Origin of the sequence: Rhizobium sp. AN6A (assembly GCF_900215635.1) — a bacterium.
GTDB lineage: Bacteria > Pseudomonadota > Alphaproteobacteria > Rhizobiales > Rhizobiaceae > Agrobacterium > Agrobacterium tumefaciens.
In genome coordinates this window covers 204,783-223,379 of the sequence record NZ_OCNC01000004.1, presented here as the reverse complement: position 1 = coordinate 223,379, position 18,597 = coordinate 204,783, and the positions used below count along the sequence as shown (strand labels likewise).

Genomic DNA, 18,597 nt, shown 5'->3' with positions numbered 1-18,597 from the left:
GTAACGAATCGAAAAGGCGGTGTGAAACCGACTCGGGTCTCAAGCTTTCATTTAGATGCGACGTCATCCTCGGGCTTGTCCCGAGGATCTAACCACGTATCGTAAAATCAAAAGCTTGCAGATCCCAGGGACAAGCCCGGGGATGACGAAAGTGACGTGCTCGACGTTTTTAAGAAAAGCCACTTTGCTGCATTGCAGTCCCGGCGCTGCTCAAAGGCTTACTTGCGCAGAACGTGCAGCATGCCCTTGCGCTTGGCGTCGTAATAATAACCGCGTGCATAAAGCCTGACAGCATTGTCCCGGTTGTTGTCGGCAACAAGCCAGGCGCCGCTCAGATATTTGACGGCATATTTGAGGTTGGTTTCGGCATCGAACAGGCCCGAGGCGGGGCCATCAAAGCCCATGGAGCGGGCCGTGGCGTGCTTGATCTGCATCAGGCCGAAGTGGCCGCCATTATAGGCGCCGGGATTGTATCTGCTTTCACGCTGCACCACGCGATGCACCAGATCTTCCGGCACATTATACATGACAGCGTATTTCGAAATAAGCCCGCTCAGCTTTTCACGTCCGGCCGGCGCTGATTTGTATGGCGCCGTCATCGTTTCGTTCTGCCGGATAGCTGCAAGGGCGGCGTTGGTCGGGCCGGCCGCATAGGCCAGAACCGTGCTGTCCGGCTTCGGCAGGGGAATGACTTTCCGTTCCGCGGTCAGTTCGGTACCGATCGACGACATTCCGGGCGGCGGCGGTGCGGGCGGGAAGCTGCCCTTGACGGCAACCACCTGCGGCAGGTCGGCGGCAGAGTTGTGGGCCGCCGGTTTCGCGGCGGCACTTGCGGTTTCGATCGCTGCGGCTGCCGGCGTTGCGGCGTGCGGTGCAAGAGCCGCAGCCGTCGTCGGCGCGGCTGTCGTTACCGTCGCCTGCGCGACCTCTGTCTGTTGTTGCTGCGGCTGCATCTGGGTTGGGCTTGCCACTGCCGCTGCGATTTCGGCTGCCGGCGGCAGCGCCACGCGGCCGCCCTTGACGGCGGCGACGGTTGGAAGCGATTCGGGTTGGGAAGAGGCTGCCACGTCAGTGGCATGTGCTGCCGGTGCGGCGGCATCAGCCGGGGTTCCAGCCGTTTCCGACTGTGCGGAGGCTTGTGCCGGTGCGGTTTGGTTGACTGGGGCTATTTTCGGGCCGTTGGGCCCTTCCTTTGCGGCATATTCGACGCTGGTGCATCCGGCCAAAGCCAGTGCAAGGCCCACCGTGGAAGACAGAAGAAGTGCGCTTCTTCCGCGGAATTTTGCCGAATTTCGCATGTTGCCGCCTTCGTTATGCCTGTCTGTCGATACCCCCGCGTCGAGCGAAGCAGGCAGTGTCCCATCGAGCCTTCATTAACCTATTGTAAGGATAGCGGCAAGCCGGGACGTGGCATCGCGGTTTTTCAGGCGGCGATGCGGCGGTATCCGGCGCTGACGGCACGGCCAGAAATGAAGTGAGTGCGGTACTTCGGCCGGATTTTTTTGTTGCCGGACATGCGGCGCACCAGTGCCAGCGTAGAGCCGGCAAAGAGTGCCTGCGCTGCCAGAATGCCAAGCGCCAGCAGCAGGATTGCGGCCTGCGCTACGGCCAGCGTTTCGACCGCATTGCCGGAGGTGGAGACGAATTGCGGCAAAAGTGCCAGGAAGAACATGAAATAGCGCGGACGCAACGCTGCAATAGCGTAGCAATCACGGAAAATGCCGCTGGATGATTTGCCGGGCAGATTGTCATTGTCTGCATTGGCTGCCTGGGCGGCGGGGGTGGCAAAGGTCCATAACAGGAAAAGAATCAGCCAGCCGATACCCGCCCACTGAACGATTTCCACAAAGGCATGCGGCAGGTAGGCAAGGCCAGCCGCTGGAATCGCAGATATCGTCATGGCGGTAACGATGCCCAGCGCCCCGCCGCTGACGGAGGCAAACACCGTTTTTCTGCCGCGGATAGCGGCATAGGAAGCGACAGAGAATACAAGGGGAGAGGGAAGTGCGAACACAACGGCACATGCTGCACAAAAAACCAGCCACGCCTGTCCAGACATTCTCTTCCTCCTTGCCCTCCCTGTCGCCGCTTTCTCCAGCCTATCGTAAAATTAGGCCGCTGTGAACGGTTGACCGACGTGTTCCATCACTTCGGTAAACCATTTTGCAGACAGGTCGAAATGCTTTCCGCCCTTGATACGCGGAAACTCGATGGTCCGCAATTTACCCTTTTGGTCTTCGTCGTGGCCGGTGACGCCCGACACCTTGTTCAGCGCGCTTTCGACGGCAAGATCGACCATGCCCTGGATGAGGCGCAGATCGTCGCCGTTAGCGGGAGCGGAGCGGGCGAAGTAACCGGATTTCTGGACCATGGAGCGTTCGGCGCCGATGAGGCCGGCGAATTGCTTCTGGAACCAGCCGCCGACATTGATGGTGTCGATCTTCACATGGCCGAAGGCATCGCGCTTGACGGCTTCACCGGCGGCTTCGCGTTCGGCAACGATGGAATCGAGCCCCGCACCTTCGGAAACGAACAACGTGACGTAGCCGTGTTTATCCATGATCGCCTTCAGTCGTTCGGCTTCCGCTTCGATGTCGAACGCCATTTCCGGCAGGTAGATGCCGTCTATGTTCTTCATCTGCGTATTCATCATCAGGCCTTCGACATATTCATTGCCGTTGGTCTTCTGGATGTAGGCGCGGGCGGTCGCAGCCGTCAGCCAGCCGCAATGGCGGCCCATGACTTCGTGGATCACAAAGGTCTTGGGCGCAGCACTCTGCTCGTTGCTGACATTGTCGAAAAAGGAAGCGCCCACTTCGGCCGCGGTCCATGCGCCGAGCGACTGCCTGATCGGAACCACGTCGTTATCCACCGTCTTCGGCAGGCCGACGACGGTCAGATCGTAACCATTGGCGCCGAGATAGGCGGCAAGGTCGGCGGCCGTCGTATTGGTGTCGTCGCCGCCGATGGTGTGGAGAATGGTGATGCCGTCGGCAGCCAGCCGTTCGGCCGCAACGCGCAGCGGATTTTCACCCTCTTTCACCAGCCCGCGCTTGGCACAATCGGCAGCGTTGGTGAGCTTTACGCGGCTGTTGCCGATCGGCGATCCGCCATAACGGTGCAGCAGATGCGCCTTTTCGCGCATGTCCTTGTTGATTTCAATCCGGTCGCCCAGAAGCACGCCCTGATAGCCGGAACGATAGGCCACAATGTCAATATCAGGCGCGACGTCGCTATAGCGCTCGATCAGGCCGCCGACGGCCGAAGAGAGACAGGGAGCAAGGCCACCCGCGGTCAGCATTGCGACTTTCTGTTTGGCCATCGTGGCTCTCCTTTGCTTGGATAGAAAGATATGTCTGGCAAATGGATGCGACAGCCACGTGTAGGTGTAAAGTGAATTTATCACGAAAAATGCCGATTTCTCGCGGTTTTTCAGCAGCTTGGGCAAAGAAGACGAATATAATCGTTTCAATCGCCTCCAACCTTGCACCAGGCTTCGCCGTCTGTGGAAAACCGTTGCTCTCCCGTTTGCCGCCCCCTTGCTCCTGAAGAAAAACTGTCGCAAAAATGAATAAAAGTTAATGCCGCAGCGGCGCCGCGCATATTGCATTCACGGCGATATGCCGTCATGCTTGGCGTCATGATGTTCGATTTCGCCTGTTTGCATATTTCATCCCTGTGGGAACGGCTGCTCGGCGCGATCGGTGACGCGGCAGGCAGCACGCTCGGTCGCGTGGTGGAGGCGATCCGCACCCTGTTCGAGGGAGATCCGGAGACCCGCCGCAAGGTTTCTTTTTCCGTGGCCATTATCGCGCTGTCGGCAAAGATGGCCAAGGCCGACGGTGTCGTGAACGATGCCGAAGTGCGCGCCTTCCGGCAGATTTTCGATTTTCCTGAAGAAGAAGCCAGAAACGTTGCCCGCCTTTACAATCTCGCACGCCAGGACGTTGCGGGATACGAGGCCTATGCAGAGCGTCTTGCCGGTCTTTGCGGCTCCGGCCATGACAATTGCGAGATGCTGGAAAGCGTCATCGACGGCCTGTTCCACATCGCCAAGGCAGACGGCTTGATCCACGAGCGGGAACTGGCGTTCCTCGGCCGCATCGCGGAAATCTTCCATATTACCGAAGATCATTTCGAAACGATCATGGCGCGGCACGTTCATATGGACGGGCGCGATCCCTATCGTGTGCTTGGCGTTTCGCCCTCGGACGACTTTCTGGATATTCGCAAGCGTTACCGTTCGCTGGTTGCCGAGCACCATCCGGACAAGCTCATTGCGCGCGGTGTGCCGATGGAATTGCACGCTGCCGCGAATGAGCGTATGGCGGCTCTCAATGCCGCCTACGAGGCCATCGAGAAAGAACGCCGCGTCGCATGAGTGAATTTCTGCCGGACTTCAACCCGGATTTCGGGGGCGCAACCATTGCGCCTTCTCCCAACCATGGCGAAAGACAGGGCGTGGCACGCCCGGATATCATTCTTCTGCACTATACCGGCATGACGACCGCCGATGGCGCCCTTTCGTGGCTCTGCAATCCCGAAAGCCAGGTCTCCAGCCACTATTTCGTTTTTGAAGACGGGCGTGTCATGCAGCTTGTTGCGGAAACACGCCGCGCCTGGCATGCGGGCAAAAGCAGCTGGGCGGGAGAGGCGGACATCAATTCCCGCTCCATCGGGATTGAAATCGCCAATCAGGGGCATCCCGGCGGCCTGCCGGAATTTCCGGAAAAACAGGTGGCTGCCGTCATCGAATTGTGTCGCGATTGCGGCCAGCGGTGGTCTATCGCCCCTGAAAGGGTGCTTGCGCATTCCGATGTGGCGCCGATCCGCAAGGTTGATCCGGGTGAAAAATTCCCATGGGACATCCTGTCGCGGCACGGTGTCGGTCATTGGGTGGAGCCAGCGCCGATCCGCGGCGGACGTTTTTTTCAGCGCGGCGATCACGGCCAGCCGGTGGAAGCGCTCCAGTCCATGCTATCTATTTACGGATATGGCGTTGAAATAACAGGCGCATATTGCGAAAAAACCGAAGGTGCCGTGGCCGCCTTTCAGCGGCATTTCCGCCCGGCGCTGGTGGATGGTATCGCGGATTTTTCCACGATCGACACGCTGCATCGGCTGATTGCCAGCCTTCCGAAATTTTCGGCCGTTTGAACGCCGTTTCTTGAAAAGCCTTCCCCATTTCCCGGTCGCGCAAGTCGATTTTTTTGTTGTGCCACAGTTAATCCGCATTGAGGAAGTCTAAGAGCCGCAGTGGACGCGGTGCTGTTCTTCAGGGGAGCTTGCCGTCAATATCAATCAAGGAGACTGGACGGTAGAAGGTCGTAATCGACTTTCCGCGCGCTGGACGTTTTTATCGTTTCATTGTTCCGGTTATCCGATCTGGAGACTATTTCAACAGATGAACAGAGTTTTTGTTGCTGTCGCAGCGGGCGTTGCTATGCTCGTTTCGCAGGCGGGGATTGCTTTTGCCAAAGACGAGGACGTCAAGACCAAAACCGTGACGCTGGGGACCTTCTTCCGTACGCCCGGTTATCCCGTTCCCGAAAAGAGCCTGCCTTCATCGCTCAAGAACGACTATTCCGATCTGATCGTCAAATATGCCAAGCGTTACGGCGTCCCCACCAATCTGGCCCATGCCGTCGTTTCTGTAGAAAGCAAGTTCAACCCTAGGGCTCGCGGCAGCGCAGGCGAGGTCGGGCTGATGCAGATCAAGCCGGCAACGGCGCGCATGATGGGCTTTCGCGGCACGACCAAAGCCCTCTTCGACCCCGAGACCAATATTCGCTGGGGCATGCAATATCTGGCAACCGCCCACCAGCTTGGCGGCGGTGAGGTTTGCAGCACGATCCTGCGTTACAATGCCGGCCACGGCGCGACCCGCATGAACCCGGTGTCCAAGCGTTATTGCGGCAAGGTCCAGGCGCTTCTGGCCAGCTGAGGTCTTTTGCTCAAGCGTGTCGTGATGTTTCAGATTGACGATAAGCTTTAAGTCCTTGTTTTATCGCATCTCGTTATTGCAAAACCGCTGCACGCTCTTGCGCGACATGTTTCGGACGTCACGAAAATCGATTCCGGTTTATGCGTGCATGCTGTAGTCAGGAGCAAACCTGATGCGGAGCATGACATGCCGGATTTCAAATATATCGTTGTCGGTGCCGGAATGATGGGTGCGGCGGCAGCGAGGCACCTTTCGGCGCAAACGGATGGCGTGGCGCTGATCGGGCCGGATGAACCCGCCGATCGCAAGACCCATACCGGTGTGTTTTCAAGTCACTATGACGAGGCGCGCATCACCCGTGGTTTCGATGGCGATCCCGTCTGGGCGGAGCTGGCGCAACGCTCCATCCGGCGCTATGCCGAGATCGAGGCAAGAAGCGGCATCCGTTTCTTCACCGAAGCGGGCTGCCTGTTTACCGGAAACGGCAAGGGGCTTGCCGGAGACTACGTTTCGCGAGCCTTGGTCTCGACCGACCGTCTTGGTCTTGGCGTGGAAACGATCGGCAGCGATGCGCTGGCTGGCCGGTTCCCGATGTTTTCCCTGCCGTCGGATCACGACGGTTACTTCGAGGCGCACAATGCCGGCCACGTCAATCCGCGTGCGCTTGTGAGGGCGCAATGCACTATTGCTGCTGCGCAGGGCGCGCGACTGGTCCGCGAGACGGCGGCGCATGTTCGCGATACCTCCCAAGGTGTGGAAGTTTCCACCAGGGAAGGGGCCGTGCACACGGCCGAAAAGGTCATAGTGGCCGCTGGCGGTTTCACCAACATGGCTGATCTTCTGCCTTCCCCGGTCGATATGGCGGCAACGGGCCGCACCATCGTGTTTTTCGAACTCGACGAAGCAAGGCAGGCCCTGTTCGGCTCTATGCCCTCGACCATCGTGCTGGCTGAAACCGAGGACGATATCGTCTATATCCTGCCGCCTGTGCGTTACCCCGACGGCAAGATCTATCTGAAGATCGGTGGTGAGAGCGAAAAGGGCAGGCTGCAAACGCTGGCCGAAGCAGTCGGCTGGTTCCATTCCGACGGCACGCCGGGCGAAGTGGAATTCCTGACGAAACGGGCGCTATCGCTCATGCCGGAACTTGCGGGCTGCCCCGTGACCTCTGGTTCCTGCGTCGCATCCATCACCCGCAGCGGTTATCCCTATATCGGCTATACGCAATCCTCCAATATTGCGGTTCTGACCGGTGGCAATTTCGTTTCCGCCAAGTCTTCCGACGAAATCGGGCGGCTAGGCGCGGTGCTGCTTCTGGATGGCCAACTGACCGAGAGTGATTTTGCCGCCGAAATGTCGCCGGTTTTTATCTGACATTCAGCAGCGAAGCGGCTACAAAATCGCGGCTGTACTAGAGCGGGTTGAGGTGAAGAGGGCGGCATGTCGGAACATTTTAAATATATCGTTGTCGGTCGTGGCATGATGGGTGCTGCTGCCGCCCGCCATCTGGCGGAAAACACCGAAGGTGTGGCCCTGATCGGCCCCGGTGAACCTGCCGACATCAAGTCACATCCGGGTGTTTTCGCCAGCCATTATGATGAGGCGCGCATTACCCGCACCATTGACGGTGATGCGGACTGGGCACTGCTCGCCAACCGCTCGATCGCGCGCTACGCCGACATCGCGGCGAGGAGCGGCGTCGAATTTTACGCGCCCGTTGGCTGCCTGATGGTCGGTCCTGAACGTGGCGGCGACAATCCTTTTATCGACAACGTCTGCGAGGCAGCGGCGCGTCTGCGGGTTTTCACGGAAATGCTTGACGACGCAGGTCTGAAAAGCGGCTTTCCCTATTTCTCCTTCGAACCGGGCTGCGAGGGCGTGTTCGAAAAGGACAATGCCGGTTACGTCAATCCGCGCGCGCTGGTGAAGGCGCAGAGCGTTCTGGCAGACAAAGCTGGCGTTACGCTCATCGACGATATAGTTGTCTTGACGCGGGAAGAGGCTGGCCGTGCACGCGTCGAGACGGCCTCGGGTGCGGTTTATACGGCAGACCGGGTGCTGGTCGCTGCTGGTGGCTTTTCGGTCACGAAGGATTTGTTGCCGCAGCCCGTCGCTCTCAATGTCTATGCGCGCACCGTCGCCTTCTTCGAGGTAGACGAGGCGGAGCTGGGACAATATGCGGGCATGCCGTCGCTGATCTACGAGCCGCGCGACACTATGAAACATATCTATCTCCTGCCGCCTGTCCGTTATCCCGATGGCAGGTTCTATCTGAAAATCGGCGGCGATCCCGATGATAAGAAGCTCGATAGCGATCCCGAAATCCGCGCATGGTTCCGCTCCGGCGGACGGGAAAGCGTTCGCGACCATCTCTCCGCCATCGTCGGGACCTTGGTGCCCTCCATCGACCGGTCGCGCATTTCCATGGCCGCCTGCGTGGTGTCCAAAACGCCGGGCGGTTATCCGGCCATCGGCTTTACGACGTCACCGCGCATTGCGGTTCTGACTGGCGGCAACGGTACGGCGGCCAAGAGTTCCGACGAGATCGGGCGGTTAGGCGCCCTGTTGCTGCGGGATGGAAAAATTGGCAACGACGCCTATGGCACGGATTTCAAGCCAGCATTTCTTTGATCTTCCGTTACGCTTTTCGGTGGCTTTCGCCAAAGAACATGGGTATTGACGCCATGCCAGTTGGCTGGGCAGCCGCGCTTTACCAATGTCGAAAGACGGTAAGGTGAGGAAAGTCCGGGCTCCACGGAAATACGGTGCCGGATAACGTCCGGCGGGGGCGACCCCAGGGAAAGTGCCACAGAGAGCAAACCGCCATGCCTGGCATGGTAAGGGTGAAAGGGTGGGGTAAGAGCCCACCGCACCGCTGGTGACAGTGGTGGCAAGGTAAACCCCACCGGGAGCAAGACCGAATAGGGATGACACGGGGCGCGGGCGAAAGCCTTCGTCTACAGCCGGTTTCCGGGCCCGTCATCCGGGTGGGTTGCGAGAGGCGGCATGCAAATGCCGTCCCAGATGAATGGCTGCCACGTTCCGGGTCAAACCGGGGCCATACAGAACCCGGCTTACAGGCCAACTGGCGAATTTTCCTGTCTGTAAGCGTGGGCGGTGACGGCGCTTTCTCGTCACGAACGCTCGAAATCACCCCTCAATGATGTGAGGAACATAACGCGAGAGATTTGCGGTTATGGGAGACATGTCCTCGCGAATGCCAAGTCCACAGGCGCGGTCGCCGACAATCCAGCTTCCAAGCACGGCGTAACCAAACTCGCTCTTGAACAATGGCGCATAGGCCTGGATGACATATCCCTCTTCGCCATAACTTCCCGGTGCGGACAAAACCTCGCGTCTGTTGCGGAACAGGCTGACATTTTCACCTTCGCGCGACAGCAGTGGTTTCACCACATAATTCCGCAATTCGTAGAGATCGGGATCATCCGGGAAGAAGCTCGGCAGCAGATTCGGGTGATTTGGATGTCGCTGCCACAGCATCGGCAACAGACCTTTGTTCGATAAAACAGCTTTCCAGGCGGGCTCGACAAAAATCGCGCTCTGCATAGGGAGTTGCGCAGCAAAAGATTCCCGAAGCATGAATTCCCAGGGATAAAGCTTGAAGCAGCGTTCGATGAGGCGATTCTGCAGATCGGCATAACACCCGTTTGCATCGATGCCGATTTCGCGAATATCGAGGAACTGAGCCCGGTGGCCAGCCTGAATGGCGCAGTCCATCAGATAGATCGTGGTGCCATAATCTTCGGGGTTGTCGCTAACCGCTGCGAAATGAAAAATTCTGTCATTCGAGAATTGCCCGAACGCCTCGACCAAGCTTTCCTGAACCGAATTGAATTGATCGGTTTCCGCAGCGATCGTCCCGAGAGCGATCTGATCTGTAAGCCAATTGTACTGAAAATATGCCGTTTCAAAAACGGAGGTGGGCGTATCGGCGTTATATTCGAGTAATTTCGCGTGACCAGAGCCATCATATGCGAGATCAAAGCGGCCATAGAGGTGACGATCCCCTCGTTCCCATGAAGCGCTGACGACATCATGATAGTCGCGGGGAATAGCGAGCCGCTCCAGCGCTTCCTCGCTTTTCACGATGTCGGCGACGAGATCCAGGCACATTTCGTGCAGCATCTGACTTGGCGCCTCTATGCTCTCTTCAATCTCCTCGATCTCAAAGCAATAGGCCGCGTCATCCACCCAATATGGTTCGCCGTGCATTTCATGAAACGAAAACCCGACATCGTTGGCCTTTTCACGCCAATCCGGGCGCGGCGGGATCGAGATGCGCCGCATGTCACCCTCCGGAAAAGAATCCGTTGCCAAATCCGCTGCGGGCCCGTGACGTTCGTTTTCGAGTTTAACGGTTTCATTTTAGTAAAATCCGTCTTGCCTGAATTTTTTTCGCTGAGATCAGGTGTAACAAGGTCGCCGTTGCGTTTTTTATAGACTGAAATTGCGGAGCCGGAATCCGAATCGCGGCGCCCCTCCTGTCTCCGCCGATATTTGTTGTAGTCCTCGATGCTCTGAATACCCGCAGGCAGGATAAATCCGACCGGTGCCGGCGTGAAAATGCTGTTGCCGATAGCATTGTTGACGAGGGGCGTTTCTTTTTGCTCCGAGCAATTTCTTGCGCCGTACTCCATCTCACATGCGACCATGTTCCGATATCTCGGCGCGGTGGCGAGGTGAGACTGTCTGGCATCTTCCGCCGCGACCCGGCAAACCTCAGGATTGATCTTCGAGGAAATGCATTTGTCGGCGGAGGAATAGAGGACGTCTTCGTCCGGAGAGCAAGTTGTCAGCGCGAGACCTGTCGCGGCAATCGTACCGATGGTAAGGTACGGGTTGTTTCCAATCCAGCGTTTGGGCATACCCGTTCCTCAGTAAGTCATGCAGGCAGCGTTCAGGGTGCCGATCACCACGGCGATCCCTCCACTCCAAAGGCCGGCTGCTATGTTTCCTTCGGTGATTTTGTGATGAAGATCGGTCATCGTGAGCTTGGCGATGTAAAAAGCCAGAACTTGAATCAATATGCCGATCACAGCCCAAATTATGTAGTCAGGCAAGCTAACAGAGTTGGCCGCGGCTGAAGCCAGCGGCAAGCTGAACCCTATCAGAGCCCCAAGAAAAGCGACAACTGCTGACGTGTTGCCATCCTTGATGAGCTCAACTTCGCGATGGGGTGTCAGGCGGGTATAAATTGCTGAAAATACGGCGAAACAAACCAGGCCTATGGTGAAATAACTTAAAAAGGCGGGCAGGCCCGCGACATAACCTGTCATTGCTATATCTCGCAATACTCATGTAAAACACAACTTTAAGAATGCAAAATCAATTAAAAGTTTAAAAAGTCAAGGCCGGTTCGGCAACAATTGGGATTGTACCAGTAACTGGCCAGTCAGACAGTACGCATAGGCACCTTGAATACTGTGCAGTGATGCCGGTGGGGCAATTACGGGCCTGAATGACTTGGCGGCGGCTTGGTCTCTGTTGAAAGCAAGAGAGAGCGTGTTTCTGTCAGTAGAGCCATTTCTTCAATCCACTGTTTTTCTCGAAAAACCGGCCTTTTCATGCGGTTTCGCGCCGCCGTGGATGAGATGTGGGCGTGCGAAGTAAACCATTCGTTAAACTTAACGGCTTATGAATTTCCGATGCGGAGTCGGTATCGTGCCGGCTTCTCCCATTGACGCCCATAGTGTCCCATGGTATCCCAAATGCACACCACACTGGGTCGTGTTTTTGACCCGCAATCGCTGAAACGAGTGAGGAGCCTGCAACGGGCTGCTGCAGGGCATGTCGCCCTGACGCTTGGCGATGTGTCGTGCGTACCGGTGTTGTCTGTGGGGCGGATGATTCGCTTTGTGGAATGCGGTTTTGGCGAGTTGAGTAATGGACCGCTTTTTATCGAACGTAACGAACAGGATCGACGCCAAGGGGCGCGTTTCGGTTCCGTCTCCGTTTCGTTCGGTGCTGGCACAGCGTGGCATTCAGGAGCTTTATTGTCTTCAGGATTTCGCGTTTCCGGCAATCAGTGTCGGCGGTCCGGATTTGCTGGAGCGCTACGAGCGGCAGATCGCGTCCATGGATGCCTTCTCGCCGGAGGCGAACGCAATGTCGCTGCTGGTACACGGCGGCGGCGTTTTCATGAAGCTCGATCAGGAAGGTCGGTTGATGGTGACGGATTTCGTCCGGGAATTTACCGGCATATCCACCGATGTCACCTTCGTTGGACGAGCGGATCATTTTCAGCTTTGGCAACCGCAGGCGTTTTTGGCGGCGCAGGCGGCAGCAAGAGCGGGGCGCGGTTTTTCGGCTGCACGCCCCGCATAGGACGGGGACACGGAATGGCGGCGAATTCTGGCGGGCGATCTTCTGATGCCGGTGAGGGACCTCAGCGTCACATCCCGGTCCTGCTTCGCGAAGTGATCGCTGCGCTCGAACCCGCATCCGGCAAGGTCATCCTCGACGGCACTTTCGGCGCCGGCGGCTACACCCAGGCAATTCTCGATCAAGGTGCCGATGTCATCGCGCTTGACCGCGATCCGAACGCGATCGCCGGCGGCCAGGCCATGGTTGCTGCAAATGGCGGCAGGCTTACCCTCATTCAATCGCAATTTTCCGATCTGGCAAGGCACGCGCCTGAGGGCGGTCTTGACGGCGTGGTTCTCGATATCGGCGTTTCCTCCATGCAGATAGACGAGGCCGAGCGCGGTTTTTCCTTCCAGAAGAACGGTCCTCTCGACATGCGCATGTCCAGCTCCGGTGTCTCGGCGGCGGATGTCGTCAATCGCGCCAAGGTCGGCGATCTCATCCGCATCTTCGGTTTTCTCGGCGAGGAAAAGCAGCCAGGCCGCATCGCCCGCGCCATCGAGAAGAGGAGGGCGGAAGAGCCCTTCCGTACCACGCGTGATCTGGCGGGCCTCATTGAAATCGTTACGCCGCGCAAGGCTAAAGACAAGATCCATCCCGCAACACGGGTGTTTCAGGCACTTCGCGTTTTCGTCAATGACGAACTCGGCGAATTGGCGCAGGCCCTGTTTGCAGCCGAGCGGGCTTTGAAGCCCGGCGGCCGGCTGGTTGTCGTCACGTTTCATTCGCTCGAAGACCGCATCGTCAAGAAATTCTTCTCCGAACGTTCCGGAAAGGCGGCGGGTTCCCGCCATCTGCCGATGGTGGAAGACAAGCCTGCCATTTTCGAAAATATCGGCAAGCCGATGGTCGCTGCAAGCGACGAGGAGGCAGAGATCAATCCGCGGGCCCGTTCGGCCAAGCTGCGTGCCGGCCTGCGCACGGCGGCACCCGCCCGGGCGGCAGATTTTTCGATTTTCGAACTTCCCGATCTCGCCAGCCTTGAAAAGATGGGAGGCTGATATGCTGCGCACATTCGACGTCGTGTTGATGGGGGTCATGGTCGCTGCGGCGGTGGTGACCTATTCGATCAAGCACAAGACCGATCTCAAGCTGGAACAGGTCCGCAAGCTCGAGACCGAAATCAAGCTCGAAAAAGACACGATCGATCTTTTGCGGGCCGACTGGGCACTGCTGACGCAGCCGAACCGCCTCCATCGTCTCGTGAATGCCTATCAGGACGAGCTTGGCCTTTCGCCGACGCTGCCGACACAATTGGCGCAGCCGCGCGAACTGCCGATGCTGCGTTCACAATTGCCGCAGCCGCCCGAGCCGGAAGGCATGAGCGTTGCTGATGTTATCGCCGCCGCCGTCAACGGCTCCAAGCCGGGCGCTACGCTTGGCGGAGCTGCCAAGAAGAAATCACCGCCCGCCGGCCAGATTGCCGCCAATGGCGCTCCTGTTCCAACACCGCGGGCGCGTGTTTCCCGTCCCACGGCGACTCCGGCTCCTGCCGTTGCCGCTGTCGCAGGCGATGAAGATGGCGAAATGGATGAAACCATAACTGGATCGGTGGACCGCTGATGTCTTTTCTCTCCCGCGTCATGGTTCTGAAGAGCAAGGCTCACTTTTCCGCCAGCACCACCGGCATTCACACTGACCATGCTGCTTTCGAGGGCGCTCGCAAGAAGAGGGCGGCCCAGGCGAAAAGCCGCGTCGGTCTCATCATTTTCGGCTTCATCGCCTTTTACGGCGTCGTGGGCGGCCGTCTGGTGCAATATGGCCTTGCCGAGCAGGAAACAGTTTCGAGCATTGCCCCTGCCGACCGGCTGATGGCGTCGCGTCCCGATCTTCTTGATCGTAACGGCGAGGTTCTGGCGACCGATATCCGTACCGTGTCGCTGTTTGCCGAGCCGCATCGCATCGTCGATATCGACGAAGCCATCGAGAAGCTGCGCACCGTATTGCCGGATCTCGACCAGCGCGGCACCTATCAGAAGCTTTCCTCCAATTCGCGCTTTCAGTGGCTGCGCCGCCAGTTGACGCCGAAGCAGCAGAGCCAGATCCTGGCGCTCGGCATTCCCGGTGTCGGTTTCCGCCCGGAAAAGCGCCGCTTCTACCCCGGCGGGCCAACAGCTGCCCATGTTGTCGGTCACGTCAATATCGACAATCGCGGTGTCGCCGGAATGGAGCGTTACGTTGACAGCCAGGGACTGGCCGATCTGACGGCGCTCGGCATGACCAGCGATCAGCCGCTGGAGCCGGTGAAGCTTTCCATCGATCTACGCGTCCAGTCCATCGTGCGTGAAGTCGTGACCTCGGCCATCACCAAGTTCCAGGCGATCGGCGCGGGGGCTGTGGTTCTGGATGTGCATACCGGCGAAGTGCTCGCTATGGCCTCCGTGCCGGATTATGATCCGAACAACCCGGCAGAAGGTGCCAAGGAAGGATGGCTCAACCGCATGTCGAACGGCACGTTCGAAATGGGCTCCACCTTTAAATCCTTCACCATTGCCATGGGTCTCGATTCGGGTCGCGTCCGCCTGGGCGATATGTTCGACGCGCGTTATCCGATCCGCATCGGTGGCTTCACCATCAAGGACTTCCACGGCAAGGGCCGCATGCTCTCGGTGCCGGAAATCTTCCAGTATTCGTCGAACATCGGTACGGCAAAAATTGCCGACACCGTGGGTACCGAAGGACACAAGGAATTCCTGACGCGGCTTGGCCTTCTGACGCGCATGCAGACCGAACTGCCTGAAGTGGCGCTGCCTTCGCAGCCCCGCGAATGGAAGAAGATCAACTCGATCACCATTTCATTCGGCCACGGCGTTTCAACAACGCCGTTGCAGACAGCAGTTGCCGGTGCCGCGCTCGTCAATGGTGGGAAGTTGATCGAGCCGACATTCCTGCCGCGCACGCGCGAACAGGCGGATCAGGTCGCAAAACAGGTGCTGAAGCCCGGCGCCAGCAAGGATATGCGCTTCCTGTTCGAATGGAACGGTGTCAACGGTTCTGGCCGTAATGCGCGCGTCGACGGTTTCAATGTCGGCGGCAAGACCGGTACGGCTGACAAGGTCGTCAATGGCCGTTATGTGCATGACAAGAACTTCAATGCATTCCTTTCGGCCTTCCCGATGGACGACCCGCAATATGTGGTGCTCTCCTTCATCGACGAACCGAAGACGGACAAGGGCAATGGCGCGGCACTTGCAGGCACCTCGGCCGCGCCGATGGTGCACGATATCATCAGCCGCACAGCGGCAGTGCTGGGCGTGAAGCCGAAGTTCGGCAAGGATGGCTCGGCCTTGCTCGTGTCTTATTGATTGTTAGAGCTTATGGTGTTCCGGCGAATCGCGCCGGGGGGACAAGACGGACACAGTCGATGAATTTGCGAGATATATCCGGGACGGCGTTTCCGGAATTGAATGAATTGCTCCTGTCTGAGATAGGGGCAATCGAAATCGGGGGAATTACCGCAGACAGCCGCAAGGCTGCGCCCGGCAGCCTGTTCGTGGCGGTTGCGGGAACCAAGGCGGATGGCGCGGCCTATGTGAAGGACGCGGTCGCCAAGGGTGCGGTCGCCGTCGTTTCCGGGCATGCGGTGGATGCCGATGTGCCGGTACTCGCTGTCACCGACCCGCGCCTCTACCTTTCGCTCGCCGCCTCCCGTTTTTACGGAAAACAGCCGGAAACCATGGTCGCCGTTACCGGCACCGCGGGAAAGACCTCCGTTGCCTCCTTCGTGCGGCAAATCTGGGCTTTCGCTGGCCATGCCGCCGCCCAGATCGGTACGACGGGTGTCATCGCTCCCGGCCGCGAAGATTATGGCGCGCTCACTACACCGGATCCGGTGACGCTGCATGCGCTTCTCGCCGAGCTTGCTGCCGAAGGCGTGACCCATGCGGCCATGGAAGCTTCGAGCCACGGCCTCGACCAGCGTCGCCTTGATGGCGTGAAGCTCGCTGCGGCCGGTTTCACCAATCTCGGCCGTGACCACATGGATTATCACCCGACCATCGAGGACTACATGGCCGCGAAGATGCGGTTGTTCGACACGCTGATGGAAAAGGGCGCGCCGGCCGTCATTTTTGCCGACGACCCTTGGTCGGATAAGGCCATTCGTGCCGCCGCAGATGCAGGCCTCAATGTGCGCACCGTTGGCCGGAAGGGCGATTATCTGACGCTGAAGCGGGTAGAGCATTTCCGTCACAAGCAGCTGATCGAAGTGCATCATGACGGCGTGATCCACGAGGTCGACATTCCGCTGGCCGGCGATTTTCAGGTAGCCAATGCTCTCGTCGCCGCCGGTCTTGCCATGTCCACCGGCGTCTCCGCCGCAACGGCCATGAAGGCGCTTGAAAAGCTGATCGGTGCTGCCGGTCGCCTGGAACTTGTAGGGCAGACGAAGAACGGCGCGCTTGCCTATGTGGATTATGCCCACAAGCCGGATGCGCTTGAAAATGTTCTGACCTCGGTCAGGCCCTTCACCTCCGGCCGCATCATCACCGTCTTCGGCTGCGGCGGCGACCGTGACAAGGGCAAGCGCCCGATCATGGGCGAAGTGGCGACACGTCTTTCCGACATCGTCATCGTTACCGACGACAATCCGCGCTCGGAAGACGCTGCAACGATCCGTTCCGAAGTCATGGCGGCCGCGCCGGGTGCATTGGAAATTGGCGATAGGGCAGAAGCGATCCGTCATGCGGTGTCGCTGCTTTCGAACGGCGATACGCTGATCGTCGCGGGCAAGGGGCATGAAGAGGGGCAGATCGTCGGTTCCGTGACGCTGCCGTTTTCCGATCATGAACAGGTGCGTACCGCGCTGGAAGGATTGAAGATTTGAATTGGTTATGGACAGTCGCCGACATGATCGCCATCACGGCAGGGCGTCCCGTCGGGAACCTGCCGACCGGTATCACCGGCATTTCCATCGACAGCCGGACTGTGAAGGCTGGTGAAGCATTTTTCGCCATCAAGGGCGATAGGGTCGACGGCCATGACTATACGAGTTTTGCTGTCGCCAATGGTGCGGGCCTGCTGGTCGTCGCCGAAGGCAAGCTGCCGGCTCTCGGCCGCCTGACCGTGCCGATGATCGTCGTGGAGGATGTCCTCGCGGCGCTTGGCAAGCTCGCCGTTGCGGCGCGTGAAAGGACCACGGCGCGGATCATCGCGGTGACCGGTTCTGTCGGCAAGACGACGACGAAGGAAATGTTGCGGCAGGCTCTGGCGCCTTCGGGCCGGGTTCATGCGGCGGTGGCGTCCTTCAACAATCACTGGGGTGTGCCGCTGACGCTGGCGCGCATGCCCGCCGATACCGAATTCGGCGTTTTCGAAATCGGTATGAACCACTCCGGCGAAATCCGTCCGCTGGTCAAGATGGTGCGCCCGCATGTCGCGATCATTACCACCATCGCGCCAGCTCATTTGGGCAATTTCAAGAACATAGAAGAGATCGCGAGCGCCAAGGCGGAGATATTCGAAGGGTTGGAGGAGGGCGGCTCCGTCATCCTCAACCGTGACAACGCCCAGTTCGAGCAACTTGAAGAAGCGGCGCAGGACCAGGGTATCGAGCATATCCTGACCTTCGGGCAGCACGCCAAGGCCGATTTCCGGCTGGCCGATTTCGAAAGCACGTCCACGGGCTCGACCATCTGGGCGATCCTGAACGGCGAAACGAGCGAATTGCACCTGAACATTCCCGGCAGGCATATTGCCGACAACGCCATGGCGGTGCTTGGCGCTGTTGCCGTTACCGGCGCCAATCTCGACCGCGCTTTCGAGGTGCTCGGAACGCTCGAGGCAGTCAAGGGGCGCGGCCAGCGCCATCGCCTGATGATTGAAAGCGGTTCCTTCCTGCTGATCGATGAGAGCTACAACGCCAACCCCGCCTCCATGCGGGCGGCGATTGCCGTGCTTGCGGAAACAGAAACGCAGGGTTATGGCCGTCGCGTTGCCGTTCTCGGCGACATGCTGGAGATGGGCGAATTCTCAGCCCAGCTACACGAGGAACTGGCCGGACCGTTGCTGGCCGGGGGTATCGAACATGTCTGGCTGGCGGGGGAGGCGATGGCCGCCCTTCGCGATGCGCTTCCGGACAGTGTAACTGTCATCTGGTTCCCGACGACAGCTGAACTTGCCGATTTCGCCCTGCAATGGGTGCAACCGGGCGATGCGCTGATGGTAAAATCGTCACTTGGGCTGGGTTTCGGCAAGATTGTCGCGGCACTGCTTGACAAGTATCCGGCATTCCCCGAGACGGAACGCCAAGTCTGAAATAGCCTTTTGAA

The 18,597-nt window shown here is 58.7% G+C and carries 16 protein-coding genes, 1 other RNA gene and 1 pseudogene; 12 read left to right on the top strand and 6 right to left on the bottom strand.

The window, feature by feature from the left end:
• Positions 1–218: 218 nt before the first annotated feature.
• From CRO62_RS13720 to CRO62_RS13710, 3 genes are all read right to left on the bottom strand, one after another.
• The gene (locus CRO62_RS13720) at positions 219–1,298 is read right to left on the bottom strand and encodes a lytic transglycosylase domain-containing protein (RefSeq protein ID WP_097100605.1); all 1,080 of its coding nucleotides are present in this window, start codon (positions 1,296–1,298) and stop codon (positions 219–221) included.
• Positions 1,299–1,423: 125 nt separating this feature from the next.
• On the bottom strand, positions 1,424–2,059 hold the full coding sequence (locus CRO62_RS13715; protein WP_097100604.1) for a LysE family translocator: 636 nt from the start codon (positions 2,057–2,059) through the stop codon (positions 1,424–1,426).
• Positions 2,060–2,110: 51 nt separating this feature from the next.
• Positions 2,111–3,322, bottom strand: coding sequence for a pyrophosphate--fructose-6-phosphate 1-phosphotransferase (locus tag CRO62_RS13710; protein WP_003513264.1), 1,212 nt, complete (start codon positions 3,320–3,322; stop codon positions 2,111–2,113).
• A 318-nt stretch (positions 3,323–3,640) separates the two neighbouring features.
• Here CRO62_RS13710 and CRO62_RS13705 point away from each other — a divergent pair, with 318 nt between their 5' ends.
• The 6 genes from CRO62_RS13705 to rnpB all read left to right on the top strand — a co-directional run bounded on the left by CRO62_RS13705 (position 3,641) and on the right by rnpB (position 9,037).
• Positions 3,641–4,381, top strand: coding sequence for a J domain-containing protein (locus CRO62_RS13705; RefSeq protein ID WP_013636520.1), 741 nt, complete (start codon positions 3,641–3,643; stop codon positions 4,379–4,381).
• Positions 4,378–5,157 carry an N-acetylmuramoyl-L-alanine amidase gene (locus CRO62_RS13700; RefSeq protein ID WP_097100603.1) on the top strand — a complete coding sequence of 260 codons (780 nt, stop codon included), beginning with the start codon at positions 4,378–4,380 and terminating at the stop codon, positions 5,155–5,157. The genes CRO62_RS13705 and CRO62_RS13700 overlap by 4 nt, the downstream gene beginning before the upstream one ends.
• 247 nt (positions 5,158–5,404) lie before the next feature.
• Positions 5,405–5,944: a lytic transglycosylase domain-containing protein gene (locus CRO62_RS13695; RefSeq protein WP_003513258.1), complete on the top strand. Its 540-nt coding sequence runs from the start codon at positions 5,405–5,407 to the stop codon at positions 5,942–5,944.
• A 186-nt stretch (positions 5,945–6,130) separates the two neighbouring features.
• On the top strand, positions 6,131–7,318 hold the full coding sequence (locus CRO62_RS13690) for an FAD-dependent oxidoreductase (protein WP_097100602.1): 1,188 nt from the start codon (positions 6,131–6,133) through the stop codon (positions 7,316–7,318).
• A gap of 66 nt (positions 7,319–7,384) precedes the next feature.
• Positions 7,385–8,575: an NAD(P)/FAD-dependent oxidoreductase gene (locus CRO62_RS13685; RefSeq protein ID WP_097100601.1), complete on the top strand. Its 1,191-nt coding sequence runs from the start codon at positions 7,385–7,387 to the stop codon at positions 8,573–8,575.
• A 56-nt stretch (positions 8,576–8,631) separates the two neighbouring features.
• Positions 8,632–9,037: RNase P RNA component class A (rnpB, locus tag CRO62_RS13680), an RNA gene on the top strand.
• 57 nt (positions 9,038–9,094) lie between these two features.
• Here the strand turns inward: rnpB and CRO62_RS13675 are convergent.
• The 3 genes and pseudogenes from CRO62_RS13675 to CRO62_RS13665 form a co-directional block, all read right to left on the bottom strand.
• Complete coding sequence (locus tag CRO62_RS13675; RefSeq protein ID WP_097100600.1) at positions 9,095–10,252, bottom strand: glutathionylspermidine synthase family protein; 1,158 nt, start codon at positions 10,250–10,252, stop codon at positions 9,095–9,097.
• Positions 10,253–10,356: 104 nt separating this feature from the next.
• A pseudogene (locus tag CRO62_RS13670) lies at positions 10,357–10,830 on the bottom strand (DUF1190 domain-containing protein); the annotation flags it as partial.
• Positions 10,831–10,839: 9 nt separating this feature from the next.
• A complete protein-coding gene (locus tag CRO62_RS13665; protein ID WP_097100599.1) occupies positions 10,840–11,241 on the bottom strand; it encodes a DUF350 domain-containing protein in 402 nt (133 codons plus the stop codon).
• 607 nt (positions 11,242–11,848) lie between these two features.
• Between CRO62_RS13665 and mraZ the strand changes: the two genes are divergently transcribed.
• The 6 genes from mraZ to CRO62_RS13635 are packed head-to-tail and all read left to right on the top strand — an operon-like array spanning position 11,849 to position 18,583.
• Entirely contained in the window at positions 11,849–12,289 is a 441-nt protein-coding gene (gene mraZ / locus CRO62_RS13660; RefSeq protein ID WP_003513235.1) for a division/cell wall cluster transcriptional repressor MraZ, read from the top strand.
• 14 nt (positions 12,290–12,303) lie between these two features.
• Positions 12,304–13,329, top strand: a complete 1,026-nt coding sequence (gene rsmH, locus CRO62_RS13655; protein WP_097100598.1) for a 16S rRNA (cytosine(1402)-N(4))-methyltransferase RsmH — start codon at positions 12,304–12,306, stop codon at positions 13,327–13,329.
• Position 13,330: 1 nt separating this feature from the next.
• Positions 13,331–13,891, top strand: a complete 561-nt coding sequence (locus CRO62_RS13650; RefSeq protein ID WP_097100597.1) for a hypothetical protein — start codon at positions 13,331–13,333, stop codon at positions 13,889–13,891.
• The gene (locus CRO62_RS13645; RefSeq protein WP_003513230.1) at positions 13,891–15,633 is read left to right on the top strand and encodes a peptidoglycan D,D-transpeptidase FtsI family protein; all 1,743 of its coding nucleotides are present in this window, start codon (positions 13,891–13,893) and stop codon (positions 15,631–15,633) included. Before CRO62_RS13650 ends, CRO62_RS13645 begins: the two co-directional genes overlap by 1 nt.
• Positions 15,634–15,692: 59 nt before the next feature.
• Positions 15,693–17,153: a UDP-N-acetylmuramoyl-L-alanyl-D-glutamate--2,6-diaminopimelate ligase gene (locus CRO62_RS13640; RefSeq protein ID WP_013636513.1), complete on the top strand. Its 1,461-nt coding sequence runs from the start codon at positions 15,693–15,695 to the stop codon at positions 17,151–17,153.
• On the top strand, positions 17,150–18,583 hold the full coding sequence (locus CRO62_RS13635; RefSeq protein WP_097100596.1) for a UDP-N-acetylmuramoylalanyl-D-glutamyl-2,6-diaminopimelate--D-alanyl-D-alanine ligase: 1,434 nt from the start codon (positions 17,150–17,152) through the stop codon (positions 18,581–18,583). Before CRO62_RS13640 ends, CRO62_RS13635 begins: the two co-directional genes overlap by 4 nt.
• The last annotated feature ends 14 nt before the right edge of the window (positions 18,584–18,597 follow it).

Coding starts and splice junctions, on each gene's coding strand:
- CRO62_RS13720 (WP_097100605.1), bottom strand. CDS start 1,298: ATGCGAAATTCGGCAAAATTCCGCGGAAGAAGCGCACTTCTTCTGTCT.
- CRO62_RS13715 (WP_097100604.1), bottom strand. CDS start 2,059: ATGTCTGGACAGGCGTGGCTGGTTTTTTGTGCAGCATGTGCCGTTGTG.
- CRO62_RS13710 (WP_003513264.1), bottom strand. CDS start 3,322: ATGGCCAAACAGAAAGTCGCAATGCTGACCGCGGGTGGCCTTGCTCCC.
- CRO62_RS13705 (WP_013636520.1), top strand. CDS start 3,641: ATGATGTTCGATTTCGCCTGTTTGCATATTTCATCCCTGTGGGAACGG.
- CRO62_RS13700 (WP_097100603.1), top strand. CDS start 4,378: ATGAGTGAATTTCTGCCGGACTTCAACCCGGATTTCGGGGGCGCAACC.
- CRO62_RS13695 (WP_003513258.1), top strand. CDS start 5,405: ATGAACAGAGTTTTTGTTGCTGTCGCAGCGGGCGTTGCTATGCTCGTT.
- CRO62_RS13690 (WP_097100602.1), top strand. CDS start 6,131: ATGCCGGATTTCAAATATATCGTTGTCGGTGCCGGAATGATGGGTGCG.
- CRO62_RS13685 (WP_097100601.1), top strand. CDS start 7,385: ATGTCGGAACATTTTAAATATATCGTTGTCGGTCGTGGCATGATGGGT.
- CRO62_RS13675 (WP_097100600.1), bottom strand. CDS start 10,252: ATGCGGCGCATCTCGATCCCGCCGCGCCCGGATTGGCGTGAAAAGGCC.
- CRO62_RS13665 (WP_097100599.1), bottom strand. CDS start 11,241: ATGACAGGTTATGTCGCGGGCCTGCCCGCCTTTTTAAGTTATTTCACC.
- mraZ (WP_003513235.1), top strand. CDS start 11,849: ATGGACCGCTTTTTATCGAACGTAACGAACAGGATCGACGCCAAGGGG.
- rsmH (WP_097100598.1), top strand. CDS start 12,304: ATGGCGGCGAATTCTGGCGGGCGATCTTCTGATGCCGGTGAGGGACCT.
- CRO62_RS13650 (WP_097100597.1), top strand. CDS start 13,331: ATGCTGCGCACATTCGACGTCGTGTTGATGGGGGTCATGGTCGCTGCG.
- CRO62_RS13645 (WP_003513230.1), top strand. CDS start 13,891: ATGTCTTTTCTCTCCCGCGTCATGGTTCTGAAGAGCAAGGCTCACTTT.
- CRO62_RS13640 (WP_013636513.1), top strand. CDS start 15,693: ATGAATTTGCGAGATATATCCGGGACGGCGTTTCCGGAATTGAATGAA.